Origin of the sequence: Kitasatospora sp. NPDC056327 (assembly GCF_042261735.1) — a bacterium.
Lineage (GTDB): Bacteria > Actinomycetota > Actinomycetes > Streptomycetales > Streptomycetaceae > Kitasatospora.
Map to the genome: position 1 here is coordinate 1 of NZ_JBHJRC010000121.1, position 22144 is coordinate 22144.

General features: G+C 74.8%; 20 protein-coding genes. 8 read left to right on the forward strand and 12 right to left on the reverse strand.

Annotation, left to right across the window (positions count from 1 at the left end; translation table 11 throughout):
* Positions 1-132: 132 nt before the first annotated feature.
* On the reverse strand, positions 133-1338 hold the full coding sequence (locus ACFCX4_RS19090; RefSeq protein WP_376143852.1) for a hypothetical protein: 1206 nt from the start codon (positions 1336-1338) through the stop codon (positions 133-135).
* A gap of 282 nt (positions 1339-1620) precedes the next feature.
* On the opposite strand from ACFCX4_RS19090, the gene ACFCX4_RS19095 reads away from it, so the two are divergent.
* Positions 1621-2985, forward strand: a complete 1365-nt coding sequence (locus ACFCX4_RS19095; RefSeq protein WP_376143854.1) for an FAD-dependent oxidoreductase — start codon at positions 1621-1623, stop codon at positions 2983-2985.
* 115 nt (positions 2986-3100) lie between these two features.
* Here the strand turns inward: ACFCX4_RS19095 and ACFCX4_RS19100 are convergent, their stop codons facing one another.
* The 3 genes from ACFCX4_RS19100 to ACFCX4_RS19110 form a co-directional block, all read right to left on the reverse strand.
* Entirely contained in the window at positions 3101-3586 is a 486-nt protein-coding gene (locus ACFCX4_RS19100) for a hypothetical protein (protein WP_376143855.1), read from the reverse strand.
* Between the two features lie 93 nt (positions 3587-3679).
* Positions 3680-5014, reverse strand: a complete 1335-nt coding sequence (locus ACFCX4_RS19105) for an MFS transporter (protein ID WP_376143857.1) — start codon at positions 5012-5014, stop codon at positions 3680-3682.
* 434 nt (positions 5015-5448) lie between these two features.
* Positions 5449-6483, reverse strand: a complete 1035-nt coding sequence (locus tag ACFCX4_RS19110; RefSeq protein ID WP_376143859.1) for a threonine/serine dehydratase — start codon at positions 6481-6483, stop codon at positions 5449-5451.
* A 140-nt stretch (positions 6484-6623) separates the two neighbouring features.
* Between ACFCX4_RS19110 and ACFCX4_RS19115 the strand changes: the two genes are divergently transcribed.
* Both ACFCX4_RS19115 and ACFCX4_RS19120 read left to right on the forward strand, forming a co-directional pair.
* Positions 6624-7382 carry a TetR/AcrR family transcriptional regulator gene (locus ACFCX4_RS19115; RefSeq protein ID WP_376143861.1) on the forward strand — a complete coding sequence of 253 codons (759 nt, stop codon included), beginning with the start codon at positions 6624-6626 and terminating at the stop codon, positions 7380-7382.
* A gap of 16 nt (positions 7383-7398) precedes the next feature.
* Positions 7399-7608, forward strand: a complete 210-nt coding sequence (locus ACFCX4_RS19120; RefSeq protein ID WP_376143863.1) for a hypothetical protein — start codon at positions 7399-7401, stop codon at positions 7606-7608.
* 912 nt (positions 7609-8520) lie between these two features.
* Here ACFCX4_RS19120 and ACFCX4_RS19125 read toward each other — a convergent pair.
* Positions 8521-8943 (reverse strand): SSI family serine proteinase inhibitor, encoded by a 423-nt coding sequence (locus ACFCX4_RS19125; protein ID WP_376143865.1) that lies wholly within the window; start codon positions 8941-8943, stop codon positions 8521-8523.
* Positions 8944-9076: 133 nt separating this feature from the next.
* Complete coding sequence (locus tag ACFCX4_RS19130; RefSeq protein WP_376143867.1) at positions 9077-10039, reverse strand: LysR family transcriptional regulator; 963 nt, start codon at positions 10037-10039, stop codon at positions 9077-9079.
* A gap of 85 nt (positions 10040-10124) precedes the next feature.
* On the opposite strand from ACFCX4_RS19130, the gene ACFCX4_RS19135 reads away from it, so the two are divergent.
* Both ACFCX4_RS19135 and ACFCX4_RS19140 read left to right on the forward strand, forming a co-directional pair.
* Positions 10125-10805: a maleylpyruvate isomerase family mycothiol-dependent enzyme gene (locus tag ACFCX4_RS19135; protein ID WP_376143869.1), complete on the forward strand. Its 681-nt coding sequence runs from the start codon at positions 10125-10127 to the stop codon at positions 10803-10805.
* 5 nt (positions 10806-10810) lie between these two features.
* The gene (locus ACFCX4_RS19140) at positions 10811-11311 is read left to right on the forward strand and encodes an anthrone oxygenase family protein (protein ID WP_376143871.1); all 501 of its coding nucleotides are present in this window, start codon (positions 10811-10813) and stop codon (positions 11309-11311) included.
* Positions 11312-11380: 69 nt separating this feature from the next.
* On the opposite strand, the gene ACFCX4_RS19145 is transcribed toward ACFCX4_RS19140, so the two are convergent.
* The 3 genes from ACFCX4_RS19145 to ACFCX4_RS19155 form a co-directional block, all read right to left on the reverse strand.
* Positions 11381-12052, reverse strand: a complete 672-nt coding sequence (locus tag ACFCX4_RS19145; RefSeq protein WP_376143873.1) for a hypothetical protein — start codon at positions 12050-12052, stop codon at positions 11381-11383.
* A gap of 308 nt (positions 12053-12360) precedes the next feature.
* Positions 12361-12594, reverse strand: coding sequence for a DUF397 domain-containing protein (locus ACFCX4_RS19150; protein WP_376143874.1), 234 nt, complete (start codon positions 12592-12594; stop codon positions 12361-12363).
* Entirely contained in the window at positions 12591-13451 is an 861-nt protein-coding gene (locus ACFCX4_RS19155) for a helix-turn-helix domain-containing protein (protein ID WP_376143876.1), read from the reverse strand. The genes ACFCX4_RS19150 and ACFCX4_RS19155 overlap by 4 nt, the downstream gene beginning before the upstream one ends.
* Before the next feature lie 481 nt (positions 13452-13932).
* On the opposite strand from ACFCX4_RS19155, the gene ACFCX4_RS19160 reads away from it, so the two are divergent.
* Positions 13933-14742 carry an alpha/beta fold hydrolase gene (locus ACFCX4_RS19160; protein ID WP_376143878.1) on the forward strand — a complete coding sequence of 270 codons (810 nt, stop codon included), beginning with the start codon at positions 13933-13935 and terminating at the stop codon, positions 14740-14742.
* Positions 14743-14923: 181 nt separating this feature from the next.
* Here the strand turns inward: ACFCX4_RS19160 and ACFCX4_RS19165 are convergent, their stop codons facing one another.
* The 3 genes from ACFCX4_RS19165 to ACFCX4_RS19175 form a co-directional block, all read right to left on the reverse strand.
* A complete protein-coding gene (locus ACFCX4_RS19165; RefSeq protein WP_376143880.1) occupies positions 14924-15535 on the reverse strand; it encodes a hypothetical protein in 612 nt (203 codons plus the stop codon).
* A gap of 38 nt (positions 15536-15573) precedes the next feature.
* Entirely contained in the window at positions 15574-16893 is a 1320-nt protein-coding gene (locus ACFCX4_RS19170) for a WD40 repeat domain-containing protein (protein WP_376143882.1), read from the reverse strand.
* Between the two features lie 282 nt (positions 16894-17175).
* The gene (locus ACFCX4_RS19175; protein ID WP_376143884.1) at positions 17176-18339 is read right to left on the reverse strand and encodes a serine hydrolase domain-containing protein; all 1164 of its coding nucleotides are present in this window, start codon (positions 18337-18339) and stop codon (positions 17176-17178) included.
* 804 nt (positions 18340-19143) lie between these two features.
* Between ACFCX4_RS19175 and ACFCX4_RS19180 the strand changes: the two genes are divergently transcribed.
* Positions 19144-20130 carry an aldo/keto reductase gene (locus tag ACFCX4_RS19180; RefSeq protein ID WP_376143886.1) on the forward strand — a complete coding sequence of 329 codons (987 nt, stop codon included), beginning with the start codon at positions 19144-19146 and terminating at the stop codon, positions 20128-20130.
* A 349-nt stretch (positions 20131-20479) separates the two neighbouring features.
* On the forward strand, positions 20480-22063 hold the full coding sequence (locus ACFCX4_RS19185; RefSeq protein ID WP_376143888.1) for an FAD-dependent monooxygenase: 1584 nt from the start codon (positions 20480-20482) through the stop codon (positions 22061-22063).
* Positions 22064-22144: the final 81 nt, after the last annotated feature.

Here is a 22144-nt window from a genome sequence, read left to right on the forward strand (position 1 = left end):
TCGCGAGGGTGTTCGCGGTGCTGGCGGACCCGACGACCCACTCCGCGATCGACGGCACCGGCTGGGTCCAGGAAGCCGCCGACCGGGCACCGCTGACCGAGCTGGGGAGTGCGGGAGCCGGCGGGGGGCGTGTCAGAGCGCGACGGTCCTCAGGTACGAGCCGTCGCCGCGGATCCCGGCCAGCAGGAGCGCGTGCCCGCCCGGGACGACCGCCGTGGCCGAGACGCCCTCCAGGCCGAACCCGGTGAGCGTCTCGCCGGGCAGGCCGGCGTCGGTCGCGGTGTCGAAGGAGAGGACGGCGGCCTGCGGCGTCCAGCTGTCCCGGAGCAGGTACAGGCGCCCGCCGCCCGGACTCACCGCGACGTAGTGGAGATCGGCCGGCCCGGTCGCGAAGGTGAACACCGGCCGCGCGAGGTCGGTCGCCGTGTCGACGGCGTACCCGGTGCCGGCGGAGGACTGCGCGCCCAGCGCGTACACCCGCAGGCCGTCCGGGGAGGCGGTCAGCTCCGTCGCCGCGCCGAGTCGTGCGACGGTGCGCAGGACGGTCGGCACGGCGGTGGTGGTGTCGAGGTGCTCGACGCCGAGGTCGGTGGCGACGTACGCCGCGGCGCCGCCGGTCTGCAGCGCGACCCCGCTCACGGAGTGGCCGGGCAGCGGCACGGAGCCGACGGTGCCGGCCGAGCCGGCCCGGTCGGCGCCGAAGACCAGCAGGCGTCCCGGGCGCACGCCCAGGCCGTCGGCGGCCGGACCGTCCTGGCCGACGTAGACCCGCGAGCCGTCCGGGCTCACCGCGAGGCCGGTCAGCGCGCCGGGGGACCAGCCGGCCGGACGCTCCTGCTCCGGTGCCCCGGTGCGGGAGAGGACGGTGCCCGTGGCCGTGTCCACCGTGACCAGCCGGTCCGCCACGATCACATGGAGCCGGCGGCCGTCCTGGCTCACCACGGGCCGGCCGGCGGTGCCGTCCGCGGCCAGCGGGAGCTCGGCGACGACCGCCCCGCTGCGGAGGTCGACGGTCCGCAGCACGACCGGGGTGCGGCTGCCGGAGCGGTCGGCGGCCACGACGTACGCCTTCGTCCCCTCCGGGGCGACGGCCAGCCCGAGCACCCGCCAGCCGACGGCGGTGCCGGCTGGGAGGCCCGTCCCTGCCCGGGTGTCCGGCTCGTCCGGTGCGGCCGCCCTGTTCGGTACGCTCGCCCCGTCCGGTGCGCCCGCCCCGGCCGTGGCCTGCGGTGTCGTCGGGTCGGCGCCGGCCACCCCGGCGCCGGCGCCGGTCAGCAGGAGCACCGCGGCCAGTGCGGCGGCTCCGGTCCAACGGGCCTTCCATGCACGCGAATTCATGATTCCCCACTCTGTGGTCTAGACCTCATGTGGTGGTGCGACGGTCAGACTAGGGCACCGTGGATTCCCTGCGGGGGCGGTTTTTGGACCTTGTGCGAACGGGGGAACCGGCCGTTGTTCCCGGATCGGCCATAGGTTCGCTCTATGACCTCATAGATCCACACCACCTACAGTGGCGGGGACCGGCACGGTTGGGTGGGACCGGGTCGCCCTCGCCCGTCCGCCCCGCCCCCGCCGTGTCCCGCCCGTACCGTTCGTCCCCGTTCGGAGGATCGTTCCGCCATGACCCGCCCGATCCGCGTCGCGATCGTCGGCGCCGGCCCCGCCGGCATCTACGCCGCCGATGCCCTGTTGAAGTCCGACGCCGCCCAGCAGCCCGGGGTCTCCATCGACCTCTTCGAGCGGATGCCCGCGCCGTTCGGGCTGATCCGGTACGGCGTCGCGCCCGACCACCCGCGGATCAAGGGGATCGTCACCGCCCTCAACCAGGTCCTGAACAAGCCGCAGATACGTCTCTTCGGCAACGTCGACTACCCCGCCGACCTCACCCTGGACGACCTGCACCGCTTCTACGACGCCGTGGTCTTCTCCACCGGCGCCATGGCCGACCGGGCGCTCGACATCCCCGGTGTCGGCCTCGAAGGCTCCTACGGCGCGGCGGACTTCGTCTCCTGGTACGACGGCCACCCGGACGTGCCGCGCACCTGGCCGCTGGAGGCCGAGAAGGTCGCCGTCCTCGGCGCGGGCAACGTGGCCCTGGACGTGGCCCGGATCCTGGCCAAGACCGCCGACGAGCTGCTGCCGACCGAGATCCCCCCGAACGTCCACGAGGGCCTCAAGCGCAACCGGGCGCTGGAGGTGCACGTCTTCGGCCGCCGCGGCCCCGCCCAGGCCAAGTTCAGCCCGATGGAACTGCGCGAGCTCGACCACTCGCCGAACATCGAGGTGATCGTCAACCCCGAGGACATCGAGTACGACGACGGCTCGATCGCCGAGCGCCGTGCCGCCAAGCACGTCGACATGGTCGCCTCGACCATCGAGAACTGGGCGATCCGTGACACCGGCGACCGTCCGCACCGGCTCTACCTGCACTTCTTCGAGTCCCCGGTGGAGGTGCTGGGCGAGGACGGCGCGGTGCGCGGGCTGCGCACCGAGCGCACCGAGCTGGACGGCACCGGCAACGTCCGGGGCACCGGCCGGTTCACCGACTGGGACGTGCAGTCCGTCTACCGGGCCATCGGGTACTACTCGGACGAGCTGCCCAAGCTGCCGTTCGACCCGGTCTCCGGCACCGTCCCGAACGCCGCCGGGCGGGTGCTCGCCGCGGACGGCTCGCACCAGGACGCGGTGTACGTGACCGGCTGGATCAAGCGCGGACCGGTCGGCCTGATCGGACACACCAAGGGCGACGCCAACGAGACGGTCGCCTGCCTGCTCGCCGACCACACCGAGGGCCGCCTGCCCGGTGCCGTCGAGCCCGACCCGGAGGCGGTCGTCGCCCACCTGGGCGAGCGCGGGGTGCGGTACACCACCTGGCAGGGCTGGCACGAGCTCGACGCCCACGAGCGCGCGCTCGGCGCGGCGGAGGGGCGCGAGCGGGTCAAGGTGGTGGAGCGCGAGGACATGCTCCGGCACAGCGGGGCGTAGCGGGGCGGAGGCCTCGGAGGATCCGGGCCCGCAGGAGCCGGGGGCGCGTGGAGCGCTCCCGGCTCCTGCGTGTCGGGCCCGGGGCGAGGTGGCGGCTCCGGTCCTCCGTGCGCCCTCAGGTCCCGGTCCCGGGGCCCTCCCCGGCCTCCGCCTCCACCGGCTCCGGGGCGAGCAGGAGCGGCGGCTCCTCGTCCGCCGGGACCTCGTCCGGTGCGAGGTCCGGGCCGGCGGTGAACACCGCGGTCACGTCGTCGGCCCGGGCGTACAGCCCCGGGTCGACCACCGCCTCCGCGCGCAGCAGCAGTGCCGCCTCCGGCGCGGCGGCCGAGCGCTCCGGGAACGCCGCCGGGTCCACGCCGACCTGTCGGAGCGCGACCGGGTACGCCGCCACCGCGAGGGTCAGCCGGTCCCCGTCCAGGGACCGCTCCGCCCAGCCGTCGGTGGGCAGCAGGTGGAAGGCGCCGGACTCCTCGTGGCCGTGGGCCCCGAGCCGCGCCACCGCCCGCTCCCCGGGCGGGCCGTCGGGGTCGACGAGCAGCACCACCACGGGCGCGTCGGGGTCGTCGGGGTTGATGCCGCTGCGGACGAGGAGCCGGGCCACGGGTGACCTCCGGTCAGGACGGAAGGGGTGGGCGGGAGGGGCGGGACGGGTGGGACGAGCAGGAGGGGCGGGACGAGCGGGACGGGGGGAACGCTATCGGGTGCCACCGACACCGTCGGCCGGGGCGTCGGAGGGGCCGGTCGGGGCCGGCGCGGAGCCGGCCGGGAGCGTGCGTCCGCCCTCCCCGGCAGGCTCCTCCGGGAGGGCCCGGGCGCGCTCGCGCGGGCCGCGCGCGGCCGTGAGGTGGCGGGCCAGCGCGAGGGCGGCGAGCAGGGCGAGCAGGCCGCAGACACCGGGCCAGCCCGCCAGGACGTGGGCCCGCAGGCCGAGCCAGGAGCCCACGCTGCCGCCGAGGTAGCCGAAGGTCATGTAGGCGGTGTTCAGACGGCCCCTGGCATCGGCGCGCAGCTCGTAGACCCGGGTCTTGTTGGCGATCATGCCGGACTGCATCGCGACGTCCAGCAACAGCGTCCCGCTCACCAGGACGACCAGGCCAACCGCGCCGCCGCCCACCCGGTCGCCCGGCCCGCCCCGGCCGTCGGTCCCGCCCCCGGCCAGGAGGACGGCGGCCGCGGCGAGTGTGCCGAGCAGGCAGACCAGGTTCACCGGATCGGCGCCCCGCCGGTCCACCACCCGCCCGGCGAACGGCGTGCACACCATCGTCGCCGCGCCGACCAGGGCGACCAGGCCCACCGCCCGGGCGTCGAGCCCGTACGCCGGGCCGGTGAGCAGCAGCGGCAGGCAGGTCCAGACGGCCGAGAAGCCGGCGAAGACCGTGGCCTGGTAGAAGCCGGACCGGCGCAGCTCCGGCTCGGTGCGCAGCAGCCGCACGGGCGCGGCCAGCAGCGCCCGGTAGGACGGCCGGACGGCCGGGGCGACGGCGGTGACGTCCGGCAGGGCCCGGGTCAGGACCGCCGCGAGGAGCAGCGTCAGCGCCCCCGCCGCCAGATAGGGGGCGCGCCAGCCCAGCCACTCGCCGAGCGTGCCGCCGAACGCCCGGGCCAGCAGCATGCCGCCCGTCGATCCGCTCATCAGGGTGCCGATCACCGCCCCGCGCCGCTCGGCGGGCACCAGTCCCGCCGCCATCGGGGACACGACCTGGGCGGCGACCGCGGTGATCCCGACGGCGACGCTCGCGGCGGTCAGTACCGGCAGCGTCGGCGCGCACCCCGCCACGAGCAGCCCGAGGCCGGCGAGCCCGAGCAGGGCGACCAGCAGCGGGCGGCCGGCCAGCCGGTCGCCGAGCGGGACGAGCAGGAAGATCCCTGCCGTGTAGCCGATCTGGGTGGCCGTCACCACCACGGCGGCGGCCTCCTGCGAGGTACCGAGGCCGGAGGCGATCAGCGGCGTGATCGCCTGCGGGAAGTAGATGGTGCCCACGCCCACGGCGCAGGTGAGGGAGAGGAGCAGGAGCAGTCGGCGGGTCATACCGGGAGGTTGGCCCGGCCCGGCGCCGGCGCCAATCGATTTTGCACGGGCCTGCACGGGCCTGCACGGGCCGGGCCTCTACGGGCCTGCACGGGCATCACCTGCGGGCGGGGTGCCGGGGACCTCGCGGACGCCCGCTCCGCGCTCCCGCCGCAGCACCCGCGGACCGGGTCTGCGGGTGCTGCGCCGGCCGGGCCCGGCGGCCCGGGTGCGGGACGGTCGTCAGGCGCTGTAACGGCGGTGGACGGCGCTGTACCGGCGGCGGACGGTGCCGGGGGACCGGTCGAGGGACGGCGGTGACGGCGGTGACGGGGGTGACGGGGGACGGCTGTGACGGGGTGCGCGGACGGGTGGCCGGTACGGTCACCGGGGGCGGACGCACTGGGCCGTGACGTCGCGGGGAATCCCTCGTCCGCGCCGGAAGAGCGGGGAGTTCAGTGCGCCCGCGGCGGGGCCGACAGGTCGGCCGGGTCGGTGTTGGCGCCGCACAGCACGACGCAGACCCGCTCGCCGTCGGAGGGGCGGTAGCCGTACTCGTCGCTGTCACTGTCGGCGCCGTGGTCGCCGGGTGCGAGCAGGGCGGCGAGGGCGGTGGCCGCGCCGTGCTCGACCACGATCCGGCGCTCGTCCCAGAGCGTCCGCCTGGCCCGCACGATCGCCGCGTCCGGCACCAGCACCGTGCGGACGCCCGGCCCGCGTGCGGCGTCGACGGCCAGGGCGGTGGCCCGGCGGGCACCGAGCGAGTCGCCGGCGACCGAGTCGACCGTGACGTCCACCGGTCGGCCCGCCGCCCTGGCGGCGTGCAGCGCGCGGGAGTGCTCCGGCTCGACCGCCACCACGCGGACGCCGTGCTCCAGGGCCGCCGCGGCGACGCCCGCGAACAGTCCGCCGCCGCCCACCGCGACCACCACGGTGTCGAGGCCCGGGAGCCGCTCGTGGATCTCCTCCAGCAGCGTGCCCGCGCCCGCCGCGATCAGCGGGTGGTCGTAGGCGTGGCTCGCCAGCGCGCCGGAGGTTCGGGCGAACTCCTCGCACGCGGCCAGGGCCTCCGCGTACTCCGTGCCGACCAGCCGGACGTCCGCCCCGTACGAGCGCAGCCGGTCGATCTTCACCCGGGGCGCGGTGGCGGGGAGGAAGACGGTGGCCCGCACGCCCTGCTGCCGGGCCGCCCACGCGCACGCCAGCCCGGCGTTGCCGCCGGAGGCGATGGTGACCCCGGCGTCCGGCAGGGTGGCGGCCTCGCGGTGGGTCCGGAGGAAGTTCTGGGCACCGCGCGCCTTGAAGGAGCCGGTGTGCTGCAGGTACTCCAGGGCCAGCCACAGCTCGGGGCCGGCCGGGGTACCGACGGCGCCCGCGTCGCCCGTGCCGCCCGTGCCGTCGCCCGGGGCGAGGGCCACCGGCCGCACGCGCCCGGCGATCCGCTCCGCTGCCGCCTTGATGTCCTCGTAGCCGAGCTGCTGCTGGTGCATGTCGCCGCCTCCGCGATCGGTGCTGCCGGAGTCCCGGGGGGTGCCCGGACTCCGTGAGCCGGTGCCGGATCCGCCGTCCGGCGCTGCCTCCGGGCTCGCCGGTACGGTGTACCGGTACGTCGTACCGTACGCTGTTCCACATGCCCAGGTCATCCCCCTCCGCCGACCGCGCCACTCCCGAACGCATCGCCGTCGCCGCCCTGGCGATCGTCGACGGGCAGGGTCCGGGGGCCCTCAGCTTCCGGACCCTCGCCGCGCGGCTGGACATCTCCGTCGCCTCGCTTCAGCGCCGCTGCACCGACCTCGCGGGCCTGCTCGACCTGGTCACCGACCACCTCGCCGAGCGCCTTCCGGTGATTGCGCCGGGCACCGCCTGGACCGACGCCACCGAGGCCCGGTTCACGGCGCTGTACCGCCTGCTGACCGGTCACCCCGGGCTGGTCGCGCTGCGCGGCAGCCGCCCCTGGCTCGGGCGGAACCTGCTCGCCCGCCTGGTGGAGCCGCAGCTCGCCGACAGCGTCGCGGCCGGCATGACCCCTGCGGAGGCGATGACCGCCTACCGGCGGATGTACCTGCTCACCCTCGGCAGCGCGAGCTTCGTCGACCACCGCGACCCCGTCGCCAGCCGCTCCGTGACCCGCACCGCCCTGGCCGCCCTCGACCCCGACGAGTACCCCCTGCTGGCCGGTCACGTCGCGGAGTACCTGCCCGTCGTGACCGATCACGAGGTGTACTACGGCGCCCTGCGCCACCTCATCGCCGCCGCCGCGCCGGCCGCGCCCCCGGTTGCCCGAACGCACCCGGGCGCCCGAGTGCCTGCGTGCGGAACCGGGGAGTCACCTGGGAGTATCCCGGTATCCGTACGGAAGCCGTGCGGCTGCGACGAACGACGGACGTGAACGGAAGGTGGGCGACATGATCGGTGCGGTGCTGATCGGCATCCTGGCACTCGTCGTCGGGGGCTGTGTCTGCGTGGTGTGGGCCGACCGGGGCGGACCCCGGTGGACCCGTGCGGTGGCGGCCGTCACCGTGGGGTCGGGGCGCGTCCTGCGTCGTTACCAGAAGGCCGGGGGCCGCCGGACGGGCGGCGGCGCCCTCATGGGCGACAACGGCGACGCGGGGTAGCCGCGGAGCGCCCTTGCGGGGGCGCGGAGGGGGAGGGGCGGGTGCCGATGGGCAGGGTCGGAGCACCTTTGTGAGCCGCGGAAATGTGCCGATCGGTACAGGCGGGCGGGGGTGGTGGGGCGGCAGGCTGTGAGGTGTCGGGCCACCGCCGTGGAGGCCCGGGAATCGAGGTTCCGTGATGGCCTTCGCCCTCGCCGCCGTGGGTCGCCCCGAGGTCCCCCTCGCCCTCGCCCTCCGCGTGGCGCGACGCCAGTGCTGCGCGCCGCCGCCGGCGCCCGACGACCCCGGGGCGCGGGTGGTGCCCCGCCGGGCGTGCCCCCGATGGTTCAGCCTTCCGGTGATCCGTGCCCCTAGAGGCACCTGCGGTCCGTACCGGGGGCACGGGGGCGGAGTCGCGTTGACGTCCCGTCAGTCCGTGCCCAAGGCTGTCCGCGGGCCGCTCGCAGGGACCGGACCCGCCCGCCGCGCCGTCACCTCCGGTAACGCCGATGGGCAGGACGGGCTCCGCCCCGGCGGCCCCCGTCGCTGCGGCTGCCGCAGGGCCGGGCCCCGGGACCCGTGCCGCCGGCGTGTCCCACGGCACGGGGAACCTCGCGCGGTGCACCGCCGGCTGGTCCTGGCGGGCCGTCGCCCAAGACCGCCCGGCCCCGCCGCCACGGGGCCGGGCCTCCCCCTCCTGCTCGGGTGCGTTCCGGGCCATGGCGTTCTGCCGGTCCGCTGTCGAGGTCCGGCAGTTGGTGCCCCCCACTCGGTCAACCCCTCGAAGGTCGGCGGACCGCGGCGGGCCCTGGGCGACCGCCGGGGCAGCCCGATGGGGAGAGCGATCGATCGATCGATCGACCCCGCCACCGTAGACGGAGGCGAATCCGCGGTGGTCCGCCGGAGCCGTCCGCCGGATCTGCCCCGGGGCGGTCAGAAGTCGTAGACCGCCCCGGTGGCGCGGAGCAGCGTGCAGTGGTTGCCGTAGGTGTGGTGGAAGGAGAGCGGCCGGCCCCGGTACGTCCCGGAGGCGGTCACGGTGTACGGGTCGTACTCCTGGGTGCAGGCACCCGGGTTGACGTCGAGCTCGCCGATGTTGCCGTTGACAGAGTCGATGAGTCGACACGCCGTGAGGGGATCGGGGTGGGTGGTGGCGGCGTCGGGCGGGCAGTCGAGCAGCACCGCGCGGGGCGTCCCGGCGGTCGGCGTCTCACCGTGGGTCACGGTGAGACGAAGGCTGGTGTCCGTGGCCGGGGAACTCGCCCCCGGCACGGGCGTGATGGCGTGGGCGGCGTTCACGAGGCCGCCGGCGAACAGGGCGGTCGCGAGGAGGGCGATGGTTCGGGTCGTCTTCACGACCGTCGCAACGAACCGTCACCGCCCCGGTCACGGCCGGTCGCCGCCCCGGAGTGGGAAGTCGGGCCCGCCGACTTCCCACGCGCAGGCGGGCCGCCGACCGGAGAAGGACCCGTGCGCGGGGGCGGGGCGGTCAGGTGGGGCGGTCAGGCCGGGGTTCTTCGGTGGGCGTGGGTTCTTCGGTGGACGGGGGAACGGGGACGGTGGTGCGGAGGCGGTCGAGGAGGACGCGGGCGGCGGGGCCGGCCGGGCCGGCGGTGCGCCAGGCGAGGGCGATGCGTGCCCGGATCGCCGGGTTGACGATCGGCAGTGCCCGCAGGTGGCCGTCGAGATCGGGGTCGTTCTCGCTCACCGGCAGTACCGCGACGCCGAGGCCGCGGGCGGCGAACCGCGCGAGCAGTGGGGGAGCCGCCGCCTCGAACGCGACGCGGGGGCGGAACCCCGCCCGGGCGCAGGCCCGTTCGAGTGCCGCGCGGACCCCGGTGCCGGGCGGCAGGCAGATCAGCGCCCGGTCGCGAAGTGCGGCGAGCGGGACACCGGTGCTCCGGTGGGCCGCGAGGAGCGGGTCGTCGGGTGCGGCGACGACCGCGAGCGGAGTGTCGATGACGGTCTGCAGGGACAGTCCGGCCGGGGGTGCCTCGTCGGTCGGCCCGAGAACGGCGATGTCGAGCTCACCCGAGAGGACCGCCGCCTGCATCCGTTCCGAGGTGTCCTCCCTGAGCGCGATCTCCAGCTCGGGGTGCGCGTCATGGAAGTCCGCGAGGAACCCCGCGATGTCGAAGGCGTGGCCGCCGGAGCCGGGGACGAGGCCGAGCGAGACCCGCCCGCGCAGCAGTCCGGTGAACGCGTCGGCGGTCTGCCGCACCCCGTCCGCGGCGGCCAGGGCGGACCGGGCGTACGGCAGCACCGCCCGCCCCAGCTCGGTGAGCGTGACCGACCGGTGGGAGCGGTCGAGCAGTGGCTGGCCCAGCTCCTTCTCCAGTTGCCGGATCTGAGCGCTCAGGCCCGGCTGGGCCAGGTGCAGGCGGGCGGCGGCGCGGGTGAAGCCGCCCTCCTCGACCACGGTGACGAAGTAGCGCAGCTGGCGGAGCTCCATAACCGGTGATTCTAGAGAACAGCAGAACCATCTATTGGACGTATGCAGCCGGCGGTCGGCAGGCTTGACGACCATGGAGAAGGCGATGAGTGACGCGCGGGCGGCTGCCGGAACGGGCCCCGGAGCAGACCTGGCAGCGGACTTCGGGGCGGGGGTCAGGGCGGCCGTCGCGGCGGAACGCCGCGAGCTGGCCGAGGTGTTCGAGAGCCTGCCGGTCGGAGACTGGGGCGCACCCAGCCTCTGCGAGGGGTGGCGGGTCCGTGAGGTGGTCGCCCACATGTCGACGGGGTTCCGGCTCTCCCTGCCGAGGATGCTGGGGGAGATGGTCAGGGCGCGGGGGAACCTGCACCGGATGACCGACCGGGTCGCCCGCCGGGACGCGGCCGCGTACTCCCCGGACCAGCTCTGCGGCTTCCTGCGGGACAACGCGGACCACCCGTGGACACCGCCGGTCGGCGGGGTCGTAGCCGCACTCGCCCACGACGTGGTGCACGGGCTGGACGTGACGGTCGCCCTCGGACTGGAGCGCAAGGTCCCCGAGGACAGGCTGTCCGTTCTGCTCGATGCCGTCAGGCCCCGCGATCTCCGGTTCTTCGGCGTCGACCTGACCGGGGTGCGACTGGTCGCCGACGACCTCGCCTGGTCCTGCGGCCACGGGGACGCCGTCTCCGGGTCCGCCCAGGACCTCCTCCTGGTGACCTTCGGCCGCAGGCTCCCGCCGGGCCGCCTCCACGGCGGGCCGAGCAGCCGCTTCACCACCCGGTGACCCGCGTGCGCATCCGACTCCTCCGGGCGGTCTCGCTCCTCTCCGGCGGGCTGCTGGCCGGCGCCTTCGGCTACGGCGCCGCCAACCTCGTCCCGACGTTCAACGCCGTGCCGCTCGACATGAGGCTCGACTTCCACACCGCGCTGATGACGATGAACGGGATCACCGTGCAGGGCACGATGGCGGTCGCGGCCGTCAGTGCCTTCGCCCTGGCCCACGCGGAGCGCGGCCGTTCGCGCGCCCTCGCCGGCGGGGCGGGGCTGCTGGTGCTCGCGTCCTTCCTGATCACGCGGTTCGGCAACGTCCCCATCAACGGCCGCATCAGGCAGTGGGCAGCCACCGCGCCGCCACCGGACCACGCGGAGGTCCTGCGCCGCTGGGAGCTGTTCAACGATCTGCGCACCGTGACCGCCGCCGTCGCCTTCGGGCTCCTGGTCCTCCTCGTCCTGCCCCGGGGGCCCGGCGCCGCCCCCTCGGACGTGGAGAACCCCGCTCCGCGGGCCTGACGGAGCCCCGGCGAGCGGGCTCGGGCGAGCCGCCGCCGGGCGTGAGGCGCCGGGCGTGCGGTCCGGGCGTTAGGAGTCCTGGACGAGCAGCCGGCCCCGGGTGCCGTCCTCGGAGACGAAGGCGAAGAGCCTCGGCGAGGACCCGAGTTCGAGGCGGAACGGCAGCCAGTTGGTGTCGAGTTGCAGCAGCAGCCGCCACGGGCCGCCGTCCGGCCACTGGTCGCCCTGGAAGAACGACGGCGTCCCGCCGATCTTGTCGCCGTCGATCCGTTCGATGTGCTGGTACCGGTCGAGCGGGGGCAGTGCCGCGACCTCCGGACCCGTCAGGAAGCCGGGGTCGTCGACGAGGTGGAGGGCGGGGGTGAACTCCACCGCGGAGCCGTCGCGGTCGAAGAGCCCGGGCCCGGTCGTCAGCGGGCGGACCGGGCCGGTGTGGTCGCCGCCGGGCTGCACGATCACCGCGTTCTCGCCGCCGTCGGGGTCGATGACGTCGGGGTCGAAGAACGCCTCTCCGTGATCGGCGTGGGTCACGAAGAGGTAGGCCGTCCGGCCGCGGCCGGCCGGGCCGAGGACCGGCTCAAGCTCGATCTGGGCGACGAAGCGCATCGGCCGGTCCCAGGCCGCGCTGACCGGCCACTGGGGCTCCGTCCGCCAGACGGGCCGGCCGCCGAACCTGGCGACGGGTGTGTCGGCCGGGCGGCCGGTCGGGGCGTAGCCCCCGATGCGGAGTGATCTCACCATGCCCGGCATCGTGCCAGTCGCCGCCGACAGCCCGGTCCGCCCTGTTCGTCGGCCGGTCCCGGTCCCGGTGCCGGTCCGCCCGTCGTCATCCCGAGGAATCACTCCGCGGAATCACCCCGAGGAGCAGGGGAGCCGTCGGCGGTCACCCGGACGAACGGCTGGGCGCGGTCCGGACCGGGGAGCGGTGAACGCGGCGGAGCGGGAGGCCGGCGGAGCGGGAGGCCGGCGGAGTGGGAAGTCGGCGGAGCGGGAAGCCGGTGGGTCCGACTTCCCGCTCCGGGGCCCGTGCCCGGTGGGGGAAGGCCAGGTCAGGCGGTGAAGTGGGGGGAGCGGGTCTCCACGGCCTTGACGAAGGCGGTCCACTCGGCCTGGTCGAAGGCGAGGTGGGGTCGGGCGGGGTGCTTGTCGTCGCCGAGCCAGACATCGCCGTTGGTGAAGCGGGCGATGATCACACAATTGCCGTTGCCGTCACCGGAGAAGGGGGACTTGGCCCACTCGGCGTCGGCGGGGTTGTGGGCGTAGGGATCGTGCTTCTGGCTCACGTCAGCTCTTCCAGCTTGCGTTCAAGGGCGGTGATGGTGTCGGCGGGAGACAGCGCGTGCCGCTCGACCCGGGAGAAGGCCCGCTCGGCTCGTCGAACGTCGCGCCCCGCCCTACGCGGGAGCATACCGCCGACGGCTTCGATGAAGACGAAGCCGTTTTCGGTGTCGCCGGGGAACTGCATGAGCGTCACCCCGGACGACAGGATGCCCGGCCGACCAGCACTGAGCGGCACCATCCGCAGTGTCACGTTGGGCAGTTGGGCGACGGCGACGGCGTGCTCGATCTGCCGGGCGAGGACGGCGCGGTCACCGGCGACCAGCAGCGCGATCTCCCCGAAGTAGGCCTCCAGGGTGAGGACCGGTTCGTCGGAGAGACGCCGCTGGCGGATGATCCGGACCTCCGCGCCCGCCTCGACGCGTTCCTCGTTGGGGGAGTCCAGGCCGGCCGCGATCATCTCCATCGCGTACGCCTCCGTCTGGACGAGGCCGGGGAACCCGGAGGGGAAGTAGTCGAGCATGGAGGAGGCCTCGGCCTCCAGCGCCAGGTACTCGGCGAAGGCGGGTGTGATCGCCTCGGCGTAGTCGAGGTTCCGCCACCACTGTTTCGTCGGGCCGTTGCCCAGGAGGTTCTCGTAGTACTCGCGGTCCGCGCCGGTGACTCCGTAGTAGTCGAGGAGTGTCGCGAGGTCCCTGGGACCGACGGGCTGGTCGGCGCGCTCCATCTTGCTGAGGCGGGCGGCGCTCCAGCCGTCCAGACCGCTGGTGACCTCCAGGAGTTTCTTGTTCTGCTCCAGCCGCAGGGCTCGCAGTTCGTCGCCGAGTCTGATCTGCCGGATCGTGGAGAGGTCGGTGGTCAAGTGGGTCCCTCCCTTCGGATGTCGGGGCCCAGTCTCGTCGCACGCGGCGCCGGGACTCAAGCCGTCCGGATGCGGAGCGATCCGGACGTCAATCGGCCTCCAGCACCGGAGAGTTGCTGCTGCCGCTGATCATTGGCCGTCACCCGGACGGATGACCGGGCGAGGGCCGGGCGAGGGCCGGGCAGGGGCCGGGCGAGCCGGGTGCGGACCCGTCGGCCCCCCGGCACGGCGCTCGCGCCGTCCTTCCGGGCGGTCACCCGCAGCGATGGCCGCCGGCCGCCCGGCCGCCGGCCCGCCCGGCAGGCCGCAGACCGGCGGCGCGGCTGCCCGCCGCCGCCCACTGCTGCCCTCCGTCACCGCCCGGTGCCCCGGACACCGGGAGCGCGGGCCCGGCAACGTGCTGATCTGACCGGGGGCACCGGGTGTGTCACGCTGGTTGATGGGGCGGTGCCGGTGCACGACCGAGATCGGGAGGCACATGATGGCCGAGATCAGCGTGAACGGGGTGTCGCTGTACTACGAGACCCGTGGCGCCGGTCCGGGGCTGGTGCTGGTGCACGGGTCGTGGACCGACGCCGACAGCTGGTCGCGCGTCCTGCCGGGGCTGGCCGAGGAGACCACCGTCGTGGCCTACGACCGGCGCGGTCACAGCCGCAGCGACGACCTGCTCACCCAGGGTTCCGTCTACGAGGACGCCGCCGACCTGGCCGCGCTGATCGTCGGGCTCGGGCTCGCACCCGCCTACGTCTGCGGTGACTCCTACGGCGCCCTGATCGCCCTCCGGCTCGCCGCCGCCCGCCCCGATCTGCTGCGCGGCGTGGCCGTCCACGAACCGCCCGCGACCGGCACCCTGCTCGCCGACCCGGAGCTGCGGCCGCTGGGCGTGGCCTTCGCGGAACGGATCTCCGCCGTCCGGGAGCTCCTGGAGCAGGCCGAGTCGGCCGCCGCCGCCGAGCGGTACGTGGACACCATCGCCTTCGGTCCGGGGGCCTGGGAGCAGCTCCCCGCGCCCGTCCGGCACACGTACATCCGCAACGCGCCCACCTACCTCGACGAACTGCGCGACCCGGACGCCCTCGACCTCGACCTGACCGCCCTGAACCGCTTCACCGAACGCGTCCTGCTCACCCAGAGCGACGACAGCGAGCCGATGTACGGCGAGATCCTCGACCTGATCGATCTCTCCCTCCCCAAGCCCGACCGCCACGTCTACCCCCACGCCGGTCACGCTCCGCACCTGTCCGAGCCCGAGGAATGGGTCCGCACCACGCTCCCCCGCGCCCTGGGATGAGTCCGGGCGGAGGGCGCGAAATCCCCGCCGCCGACCGCGCCGCCGCCGCGGTGCCGAGGTGATCATCAACGACGCGGCCCGCTCCGGGGCCGGAGCCGCCCGTCGGCCGGGGGCGTGATCACCCGCTCCGGTCGGCCGCGAGATCCGCGGCCCCCGGAGGACCGGGCCCGAGCACCGGGGCCTATCCGGTGACGTGTGGCTGCAAGGCGTCCCGGATCTGCTGGACATAGGGTTCGGCCTCGCGTTGTTCGAACCGGGGGCCGCTGGCACGGGTCAGGGCGGCCCGGGGGCACGGTTCGGCCTGCGGTGTCGCCTCCGGCCTGAACCTGTCGCCGGCGAACTCCGGGCTCGCGAGGAGTTTGCCGGTGCGGGCCTCGTACACGGTCACCCGGTAGGTGGCCTTGTACAGGAAGCTGCGGAAGTCGGCGCCGCCGGGAACCCCGAACGGATCGGGCTCGTAGTCGCAGCTCTTGACGAACTCACCCCGGCCGACCTTTTCGACGCACGCCACGAGTTGGACCTTCGCCGGATCGGTCGGATCCCAGATGTCCAGCGCGGCCGGGTCGAAGAGTTCCGGGGATTCGTCGCGCACGTTCCAGAAGCCGGACACGACAACCGGCCGCGGCCCGCTCGCAGCGTGCGGAGCGGCCTGATCGAACCCCCGGGGCTTCTCGCACATCGCCCGGTAGCCGTAGACGGTGAACGGCTCGTCGTCCTGGAGGAGAACGTAGCCGCCGACACCGAGGCCCGATGCCACAGCCAGACAGATCACCCATTTGATCAACGGTCGCACCGCTAGTCACCCGCCGCCGCCCGGCTCATGATTGGCTGTCACCAACCGCACGCAGTCTCGCACGCCCCGCCGCGATCGGGTAGGGCACTCGGGCCGGGCTCGTCGGCATGCAGGGACAGCACCGCGACGTCGCCGCCGAAGCCCACCACGAGCGAGCCTTCCGGGGTCACGGTCAGCGCATGGACCGGCGCGGGAAACACCAGCTCCCGGCCGATCTGCCGCCCGGCGGCCGGCTCCCACAGGCACACCGTTCCGTCCGAACCACCGGTGACGACCCGGAGTTCTCCACCGATCACCGCGGTCACCACCGCGGACACGGTGCCTTCGTGGCCGACCAGCCTGCCGACTTCCCGTCCCATGACCAGGTCCCACACGCGCACGGTGGCGTCGTGACCTGCCGTGATCGCGTGGGCTCTGCCGCCGACGACCGCCGTCGCGACCGCCCACGCCTCGCCGTCGTGGCCCGGCAGGGGTTCCCCGACCGGTTGTCCGGTGGTCAGGTCCCACTGCCAGATCCTGCCACCGCTCGTACAGCCCACCGCACGGGGCCTGTCGTCGATCACCAGCGTGTCGACGGCCATCAGGAAGTCGTCGTGTCCGGTGAGTTCGCCGACCTGTTCCCCACTGGCGAGATCCCAGACCCGCACGGACACGTCGTCGTCGCTGGCGAGCACACACGGTCGCCCCTGGACGACAGCCGTGCCCAGGCACCACACCTCACCGTCGATCCCCGGCAGCTCGCCCGTCCGCCGGCGGGTGGCCAGGTCCCACGTGAGTACCGCCCAGTCGCCGGCCGTGACGACGCACGGCCGACCGTCCACGACCTCCGTCGCCACCGCCCACACCCTGCCGTTGAGGCCGCTCACGGGCCCGCCGACCGGTTGGCCGGTCTCAAGGTCCCGCACCCGGACCGTCCGGTCCTTGCTGCCGGTGACCACGACGTGGCGGCCGTCCGAGAAGGTTGTCACCAGCGCGTCAACACCGGAGGTGTGACCGGACGGGTTCATCCGGAAGTGCGGGTCGCTCTGCGCGCCGGTGGACCACAGCACCTGCCATCGCTCGGTGCCGGCATCCTCCACCGGCACGGCGGCGATCCGTGCCGACAACTCCCGGTCCCCGTAACGAGCCGCGTCCAGGGCCAGCAGCTGCCGCCGAACCCACGGTGGCGCGTCCCGGTGCACGTCCACCGACGCCCGGTAGACCGCGGCCATCAGTCGCGCACCGGAATCCGCCTCGGAAGCCGGCAACCCCGGGATCCGCTCCGGATCGGCGTTGACCAGCCAGGGCAGGTCCGTCCAGCACCCTTCCGCCCCCGACGGATCCGATGCCGAAGCGGTCATATGAACGTCGTCACGCATGGCCGGAACTCTAGTGCTGCGGCCGGACAGGTCCGCCGGTTCGGACCGAGCTGCGCTCCCGAGCGGCCGTCCGCCCCGGCGGATGCCTTTCCCGCTTCGGATGCGGGCGCGTTCCTCGTGTTCGGCGGCCAGGGCGTCACGGCGGCCCGCTTCGGCGTTGTGCCGGCGCAGGCAGGTGTGCTGGGCCCGGGTCTGCACGGGGTGGTCGGGGTGGCCGGAGTCGGCGACGGTGAACCGCGACCCCGTCGAGCAGGACGCTCCCGCCCCGCGGGCGGACCGGGGTCAGCCGCCGAGGGAGGTGCGGACGGCGTCCACCAGGAGGTCGGCACGGGGGTCGCCGTGGCCGATCATGCGGTTGGCGGTGTAGGCGAAGGCGACGCCGAAGTCCGGGTCGGCGAAGGCGAACTGGCCGCCGGCGCCGTCGTTGCCGAAGCTGCGGGGGCCGAGCATGGGGCGGAAGGCGGGGGAGGGGAGCAGGAAGCCGGAGCCCCAGCGGGCGCCCGCGTCGAAGCCGAGGAAGCCGGGGCCGGAGGAGATCTCGCGGGTGGCGTCGGCGACGGTGGCGGGGGTGAGGAGGGCGTCGCGGTGCCCGCCGTCGGGAGTGGTGACGCCGGTGACGGCGGCGGCGAACAGGGCGGAGAGGCCGGTGGCGGAGGCGACGGCGCCCGCACCGGGGAGTTCGACGGCGTGCAGGGCGGGGTCGTTCCAGCCGTGCGGTTCGTCGAGGCCGGGGAAGACCAGGGCGCCGTTCATCGTCACGATGCGGGTGAGCAGGTGCTCCGGGCCGGGCATCGGGCGTCGGCCGCCGGCCTCGGCGAGGCGGGCCAGGCGCGGGAGTTCGGCGGCGGGCAGGCCGAGCCGGACGTCGAGGCCGAGCGGTCCGGCGAGCGTCTCGCGGAACCAGGTGCCGGGAGTGAGGCCGGTGATCCGGCGGATCACCTCGCCGACCGCGAAGCCGAACACGTGCCCGTGGTACTCGTGGGCGGTGTCCGGCTCCCAGAGCGGCCGCTGCTCCTCGATCGCGCGGACCACCGGTGTCCAGGCGGCGACCTCGTCGAAGGTGAGCACGGCGTCGAGCGCCGGGACGCCGGCGCGGTGGGCGAGCACCATCCGGGTGGTGACCGCCTGCTTGCCGTTCCGGGCGAACCCGGGCCAGTAGCGGGCGACCGGCGCGTCGAGGTCGAGCCGGCCCCGTTGCGCGAGCAGGTGCGCGCAGACCGAGACCACGGCCTTGGCGCAGGAGAAGACCGGGACGAGGGTGTCCGCCTCCCAGGGCCGGCCGGTGCGCTCGTCCGCCGTACCGCCCCACAGTTCGACGACCTTGCGCCCGCCCGCGTGGACGGTGACGGCGGAGCCGAGCTCGGGGAAGTCGGCGAAGTTGCGGGCGAAGGCGTCGGCGACCGCGCCGAACCCCTCGTCGGCCCAGCCCTGTCGGTCGTTCTGCATGGTGCGGGTCCGTCTCCTCGGCGCAGGATCGATGGCCGGCCCACGGTATGCGGTGGCCGGTGCGCGGGGGAAACGATTTGATGCGGTGACATCAGCGGCGAACCGCCCTGACGCCAGGGTTTCCTGCGTGGCAGCAGTCAACGGGGCACTGGTCGGAGGCCGCTACCGGCTCGTGGAGCCGATCGGCCGGGGCGGCACGGGGCAGGTCGCCGGCCGCCGCGATCACCCGGGCACCGGACGGCGCGCTGCCGGTGGCGCGGGTGGCCGCGATCGGTGCCGCCGTGGTCAAGGCGCTCCGGCAGGCGCCCGCCGCGGGATCGCGGTCAACATGCTGCTGCTCGGCACCGGGCCCGGCTGCTCCGGCTGCTGGTCCCGGGCAGCAGACCGCTCGACCGGGGCGGGGACGGTTGCGGGGGCGGTTACGGGGGCGGCCACGGCGGGGGGAACGGCGCTCGGACCCGCGGCCGGCACCGAGGCCGCGGCCGGTACTGGTCGCGAGCGCGACCGCGACCGGGCCACCGGAGCGTTCGAGGAAGCGGACGGCGAGGAACGCGGCGAACGCCGGGGCGCGGGAACTCCCCGCTCGCGGCGGCCCTTCCCCGGCAACCGGCGGGCTCCGCCCGCCACTTGGCGCCGGCCGCGGTGGTGCGTTCGTACAGCGAGTTCCGGCGGCCGGAGCCGTTGAGCAGTGCGGAGTCCGCACCGGCGGCACCCGGGGCCGCTGACCTGCGACACCTGCGAAAGCCGGGTCCCGCGGGTCGGAATGTGCTGGACAGCACGGCCGGTGCGACGGAAGGTGGCCCCATGGAGTTCACCCATCTCGGCCGCACCGGCCTGACCGTCTCCCGACTCTGCCTGGGCACCATGAACTTCGGCCCGCACACCGAGGAGTCCGACGCCCATCTGATCATGGACAGCGCCCACGAGCGGGGCATCAACTTCTTCGACACCGCGAACGGCTACGGCCGTGACGCCGAGGGCAACCACAAGGGTCGCACCGAGGAGATCATCGGCCGCTGGTTCGCCAAGGGCGACGGCCGCCGCGAGAAGACCGTGCTCGCCACCAAGGCCTACGCCCCGATGGGCGACTGGCCGAACGAGGGCAGGCTCTCCGCCCTCGCCATCCGCCGCGCGGTCGAGGCCAGCCTGCGCCGCCTCGGCACCGACTACATCGACCTGTACCAGATGCACCACATCGACCGGGACACGCCCTGGGAGGAGATCTGGCAGGCGATGGAGGTCCTGGTCGCCCAGGGCAAGATCATCTACGTCGGCTCCAGCAACTTCGCCGGCTGGCACATCGCCCAGGCCCAGGAGGCCGCCCGCGGGCGCCACTTCCTCGGTCTCGTCAGTGAGCAGTCCCTCTACAACCTGCTCGACCGCGCGATCGAACTGGAGGTGATCCCCGCCGTCGAGCACTACGGCCTCGGACTGCTCCCGTGGTCCCCGCTGCGCAGCGGCGTGCTCGGCGGCGCCCTGCGCAAGGAGCGCGAGGGCGCCCGCGTCCGCGGCGCGCTGCCCCACGCCGGCGAGATCCTGGAGGCCAACCGGCCGCGGATCCAGGAGTACGAGGACCTCGCCGCCGAACTGGGCGAGGACCCGGCCGACCTGGCGCTCGCCTGGCTGCTCTCCCGCCCCGCCGTCACCGCCCCGATCGTCGGCCCGCGCACGATCGCCCACCTCGACGCCGCCGTCCGCACCCTGGACATCAAGCTCGACGACGAGGTCCTCGCCCGCCTCGACGAGCTGTTCCCCGGCCACAAGCCCGCGCCGGAGGACTACGCCTGGTAGGAGTCCGGCAGGGACGCCCGGTGCCGGGCCCGCCGCCGTGCGGGCCGGGTGCCGGGCGTTCGCGCGTCGGGGGCGTTGCTGTTGCCGCGTCGGGGCGCCGGGGCGCTGTGGGCACCGGGGCACCGGAAACACGAAGGCGACGAGGGATGTCCACTCGCCGCCACTTTCAAGGTATAGCGCACGGGGGGTCTTGCGGCAAGGGGGAGGGGAGGGCGCAGAATCGTCGGCCTGAGCCCGGGAGGGGCGGAAATCGGCGGGCTCACGGGAGTTCATCCGGATCCGTCCCGGTTGGTCCCGGGTACTCCCGGGCGGGACGTGTCGGGGAATCGTGGAACGGGGCGTTGTGGTGATGACGGACGTGATCGTGGTCGGCGGCGGGCCGACCGGGCTGATGCTGGCCTGCGAGCTGCGGCTGCACGGGGTGGACGTGCTCGTCCTGGAGCGGCTGGCGGAGCCGACCCGGCAGTCCCGGGGGCGGGGGCTGCACGCGCGCAGCGTGGAGATCATGGACCAGCGCGGGCTGCTGGAGCGGTTCCTCGCGGAGAGCGAGAAGTTCCGGGTCGGCGGGCTGTTCGGCGGGATCGTCAAGGACTGGCCGGAGGGTCTGGACACCGCCCACTCCTACGGGCTGGCCACCCCGCAGACGGTCACCGAGCGGCTGCTCGACGCGCGGGCCCGTGAGCTCGGCGCCGTGATCCGGCGCGGTTGCGAGGTGACCGGGCTGAGCCAGGACGCGGACGGGGTGGGGGCCGAGCTGGCGGACGGCACCGTGCTGCGCTCGCGCTTCCTGGTCGGCTGCGACGGCGGGCGCAGCACGGTGCGCAAGGCGCTGGGGGTCGGGTTCCCCGGCGAGCCGGCCGCCGTCGAGACGCTGATCGGCGACATGGAGCTGACCGAGGACCAGGCGAAGATCGCCGCCGTGGTCGCGGAGGTCCGCCGGACCGAGCTGCGGTTCGGCGTGGCCCCCGACGTGGACGGGCAGGCCGGGGTGGCGCGGATCATCGTGCCGGCCGACGGCGTCGCGGAGGACCGGGGGAGCGCGCCCACCCTGGAGGAGTTCAAGGAGCGGCTGCGGGCCGTCGCCGGGACGGACTTCGGCGCGCACTCGCCGCGCTGGCTGTCGCGGTTCGGCGACGCCACCCGGCAGGCCGAGCGCTACCGGGTCGGGCGGGTGCTGCTGGCCGGCGACGCGGCCCACATCCACCCGCCGACCGGCGGACAGGGCCTCAACCTCGGTGTGCAGGACGCGTTCAACCTCGGCTGGAAGCTCGCCGCCGAGGTCGCCGGCCGGGCGCCGGAGGGGCTGCTGGACACCTACCAGGCGGAACGGCACCCGGTGGGCGCCCGGGTGCTGGAGAACACCAGGGCCCAGATGACCCTGCTCGGCAGCGAGCCGGGGCCGACCGCGCTGCGGCGGCTGCTCGGGAGGCTGATGGACTTCCCGGAGGTCAACCGCTACGTGACGGGCATGATCACCGCCGTCGACGTGTGCTACGAGTTCGGCGAGGTTCCCGGCGGCGCGGTCGCTCCCGGCGGGGACCTGCCGGGCGCGGAGCTGATCGGCCGTCGGCTGCGGGACGTGCCGCTGTCGGACGGGCGGCGCCTCTACGGGCTGATGCACGGCGGCCGGGGCCTGCTCCTGGACCGCACCGGCGGGCGCCTCGGGGAGGCGGCGGAGGGCTGGGCGGACCGCGTCGACCACGTCGTGGACGAGGCCGTCGGCGGGGAGGGCGGCGGGGACGGTCGCGAGGCGGTCCGCGACGGTGTCGGCGAGGCGGCGGTGCCCGCCGTCCCCGCGGCGCTCGCCACCCCCGCCGTCCTGCTGCGGCCGGACGGTCACGTGGTGTGGACCGGGACCGACCGGACCGGTCTGGGCACCGCGCTCACCCGTTGGTTCGGCACGCCCGTGGCGGGAAGCGGCCCGGGACGCTGAGCGGCCCGTCCCCGTCCGTCCCCGCTGTCCGCGTCCGCTCGCGCTGCCCCGTCCGGCAGCCCTGTCCCCGTCCGGCCGCGT

What these genes read in the sequence shown, in the direction of transcription:
- ACFCX4_RS19090 (WP_376143852.1), bottom strand. Translation starts at nt 1,338, where the DNA reads ATGAATTCGCGTGCATGGAAGGCCCGTTGGACCGGAGCCGCCGCACTG.
- ACFCX4_RS19095 (WP_376143854.1), top strand. Translation starts at nt 1,621, where the DNA reads ATGACCCGCCCGATCCGCGTCGCGATCGTCGGCGCCGGCCCCGCCGGC.
- ACFCX4_RS19105 (WP_376143857.1), bottom strand. Translation starts at nt 5,014, where the DNA reads ATGACCCGCCGACTGCTCCTGCTCCTCTCCCTCACCTGCGCCGTGGGC.
- ACFCX4_RS19110 (WP_376143859.1), bottom strand. Translation starts at nt 6,483, where the DNA reads ATGCACCAGCAGCAGCTCGGCTACGAGGACATCAAGGCGGCAGCGGAG.
- ACFCX4_RS19115 (WP_376143861.1), top strand. Translation starts at nt 6,624, where the DNA reads ATGCCCAGGTCATCCCCCTCCGCCGACCGCGCCACTCCCGAACGCATC.
- ACFCX4_RS19120 (WP_376143863.1), top strand. Translation starts at nt 7,399, where the DNA reads ATGATCGGTGCGGTGCTGATCGGCATCCTGGCACTCGTCGTCGGGGGC.
- ACFCX4_RS19130 (WP_376143867.1), bottom strand. Translation starts at nt 10,039, where the DNA reads ATGGAGCTCCGCCAGCTGCGCTACTTCGTCACCGTGGTCGAGGAGGGC.
- ACFCX4_RS19135 (WP_376143869.1), top strand. Translation starts at nt 10,125, where the DNA reads ATGAGTGACGCGCGGGCGGCTGCCGGAACGGGCCCCGGAGCAGACCTG.
- ACFCX4_RS19145 (WP_376143873.1), bottom strand. Translation starts at nt 12,052, where the DNA reads ATGGTGAGATCACTCCGCATCGGGGGCTACGCCCCGACCGGCCGCCCG.
- ACFCX4_RS19160 (WP_376143878.1), top strand. Translation starts at nt 13,933, where the DNA reads ATGGCCGAGATCAGCGTGAACGGGGTGTCGCTGTACTACGAGACCCGT.
- ACFCX4_RS19170 (WP_376143882.1), bottom strand. Translation starts at nt 16,893, where the DNA reads ATGCGTGACGACGTTCATATGACCGCTTCGGCATCGGATCCGTCGGGG.
- ACFCX4_RS19175 (WP_376143884.1), bottom strand. Translation starts at nt 18,339, where the DNA reads ATGCAGAACGACCGACAGGGCTGGGCCGACGAGGGGTTCGGCGCGGTC.
- ACFCX4_RS19180 (WP_376143886.1), top strand. Translation starts at nt 19,144, where the DNA reads ATGGAGTTCACCCATCTCGGCCGCACCGGCCTGACCGTCTCCCGACTC.
- ACFCX4_RS19185 (WP_376143888.1), top strand. Translation starts at nt 20,480, where the DNA reads ATGACGGACGTGATCGTGGTCGGCGGCGGGCCGACCGGGCTGATGCTG.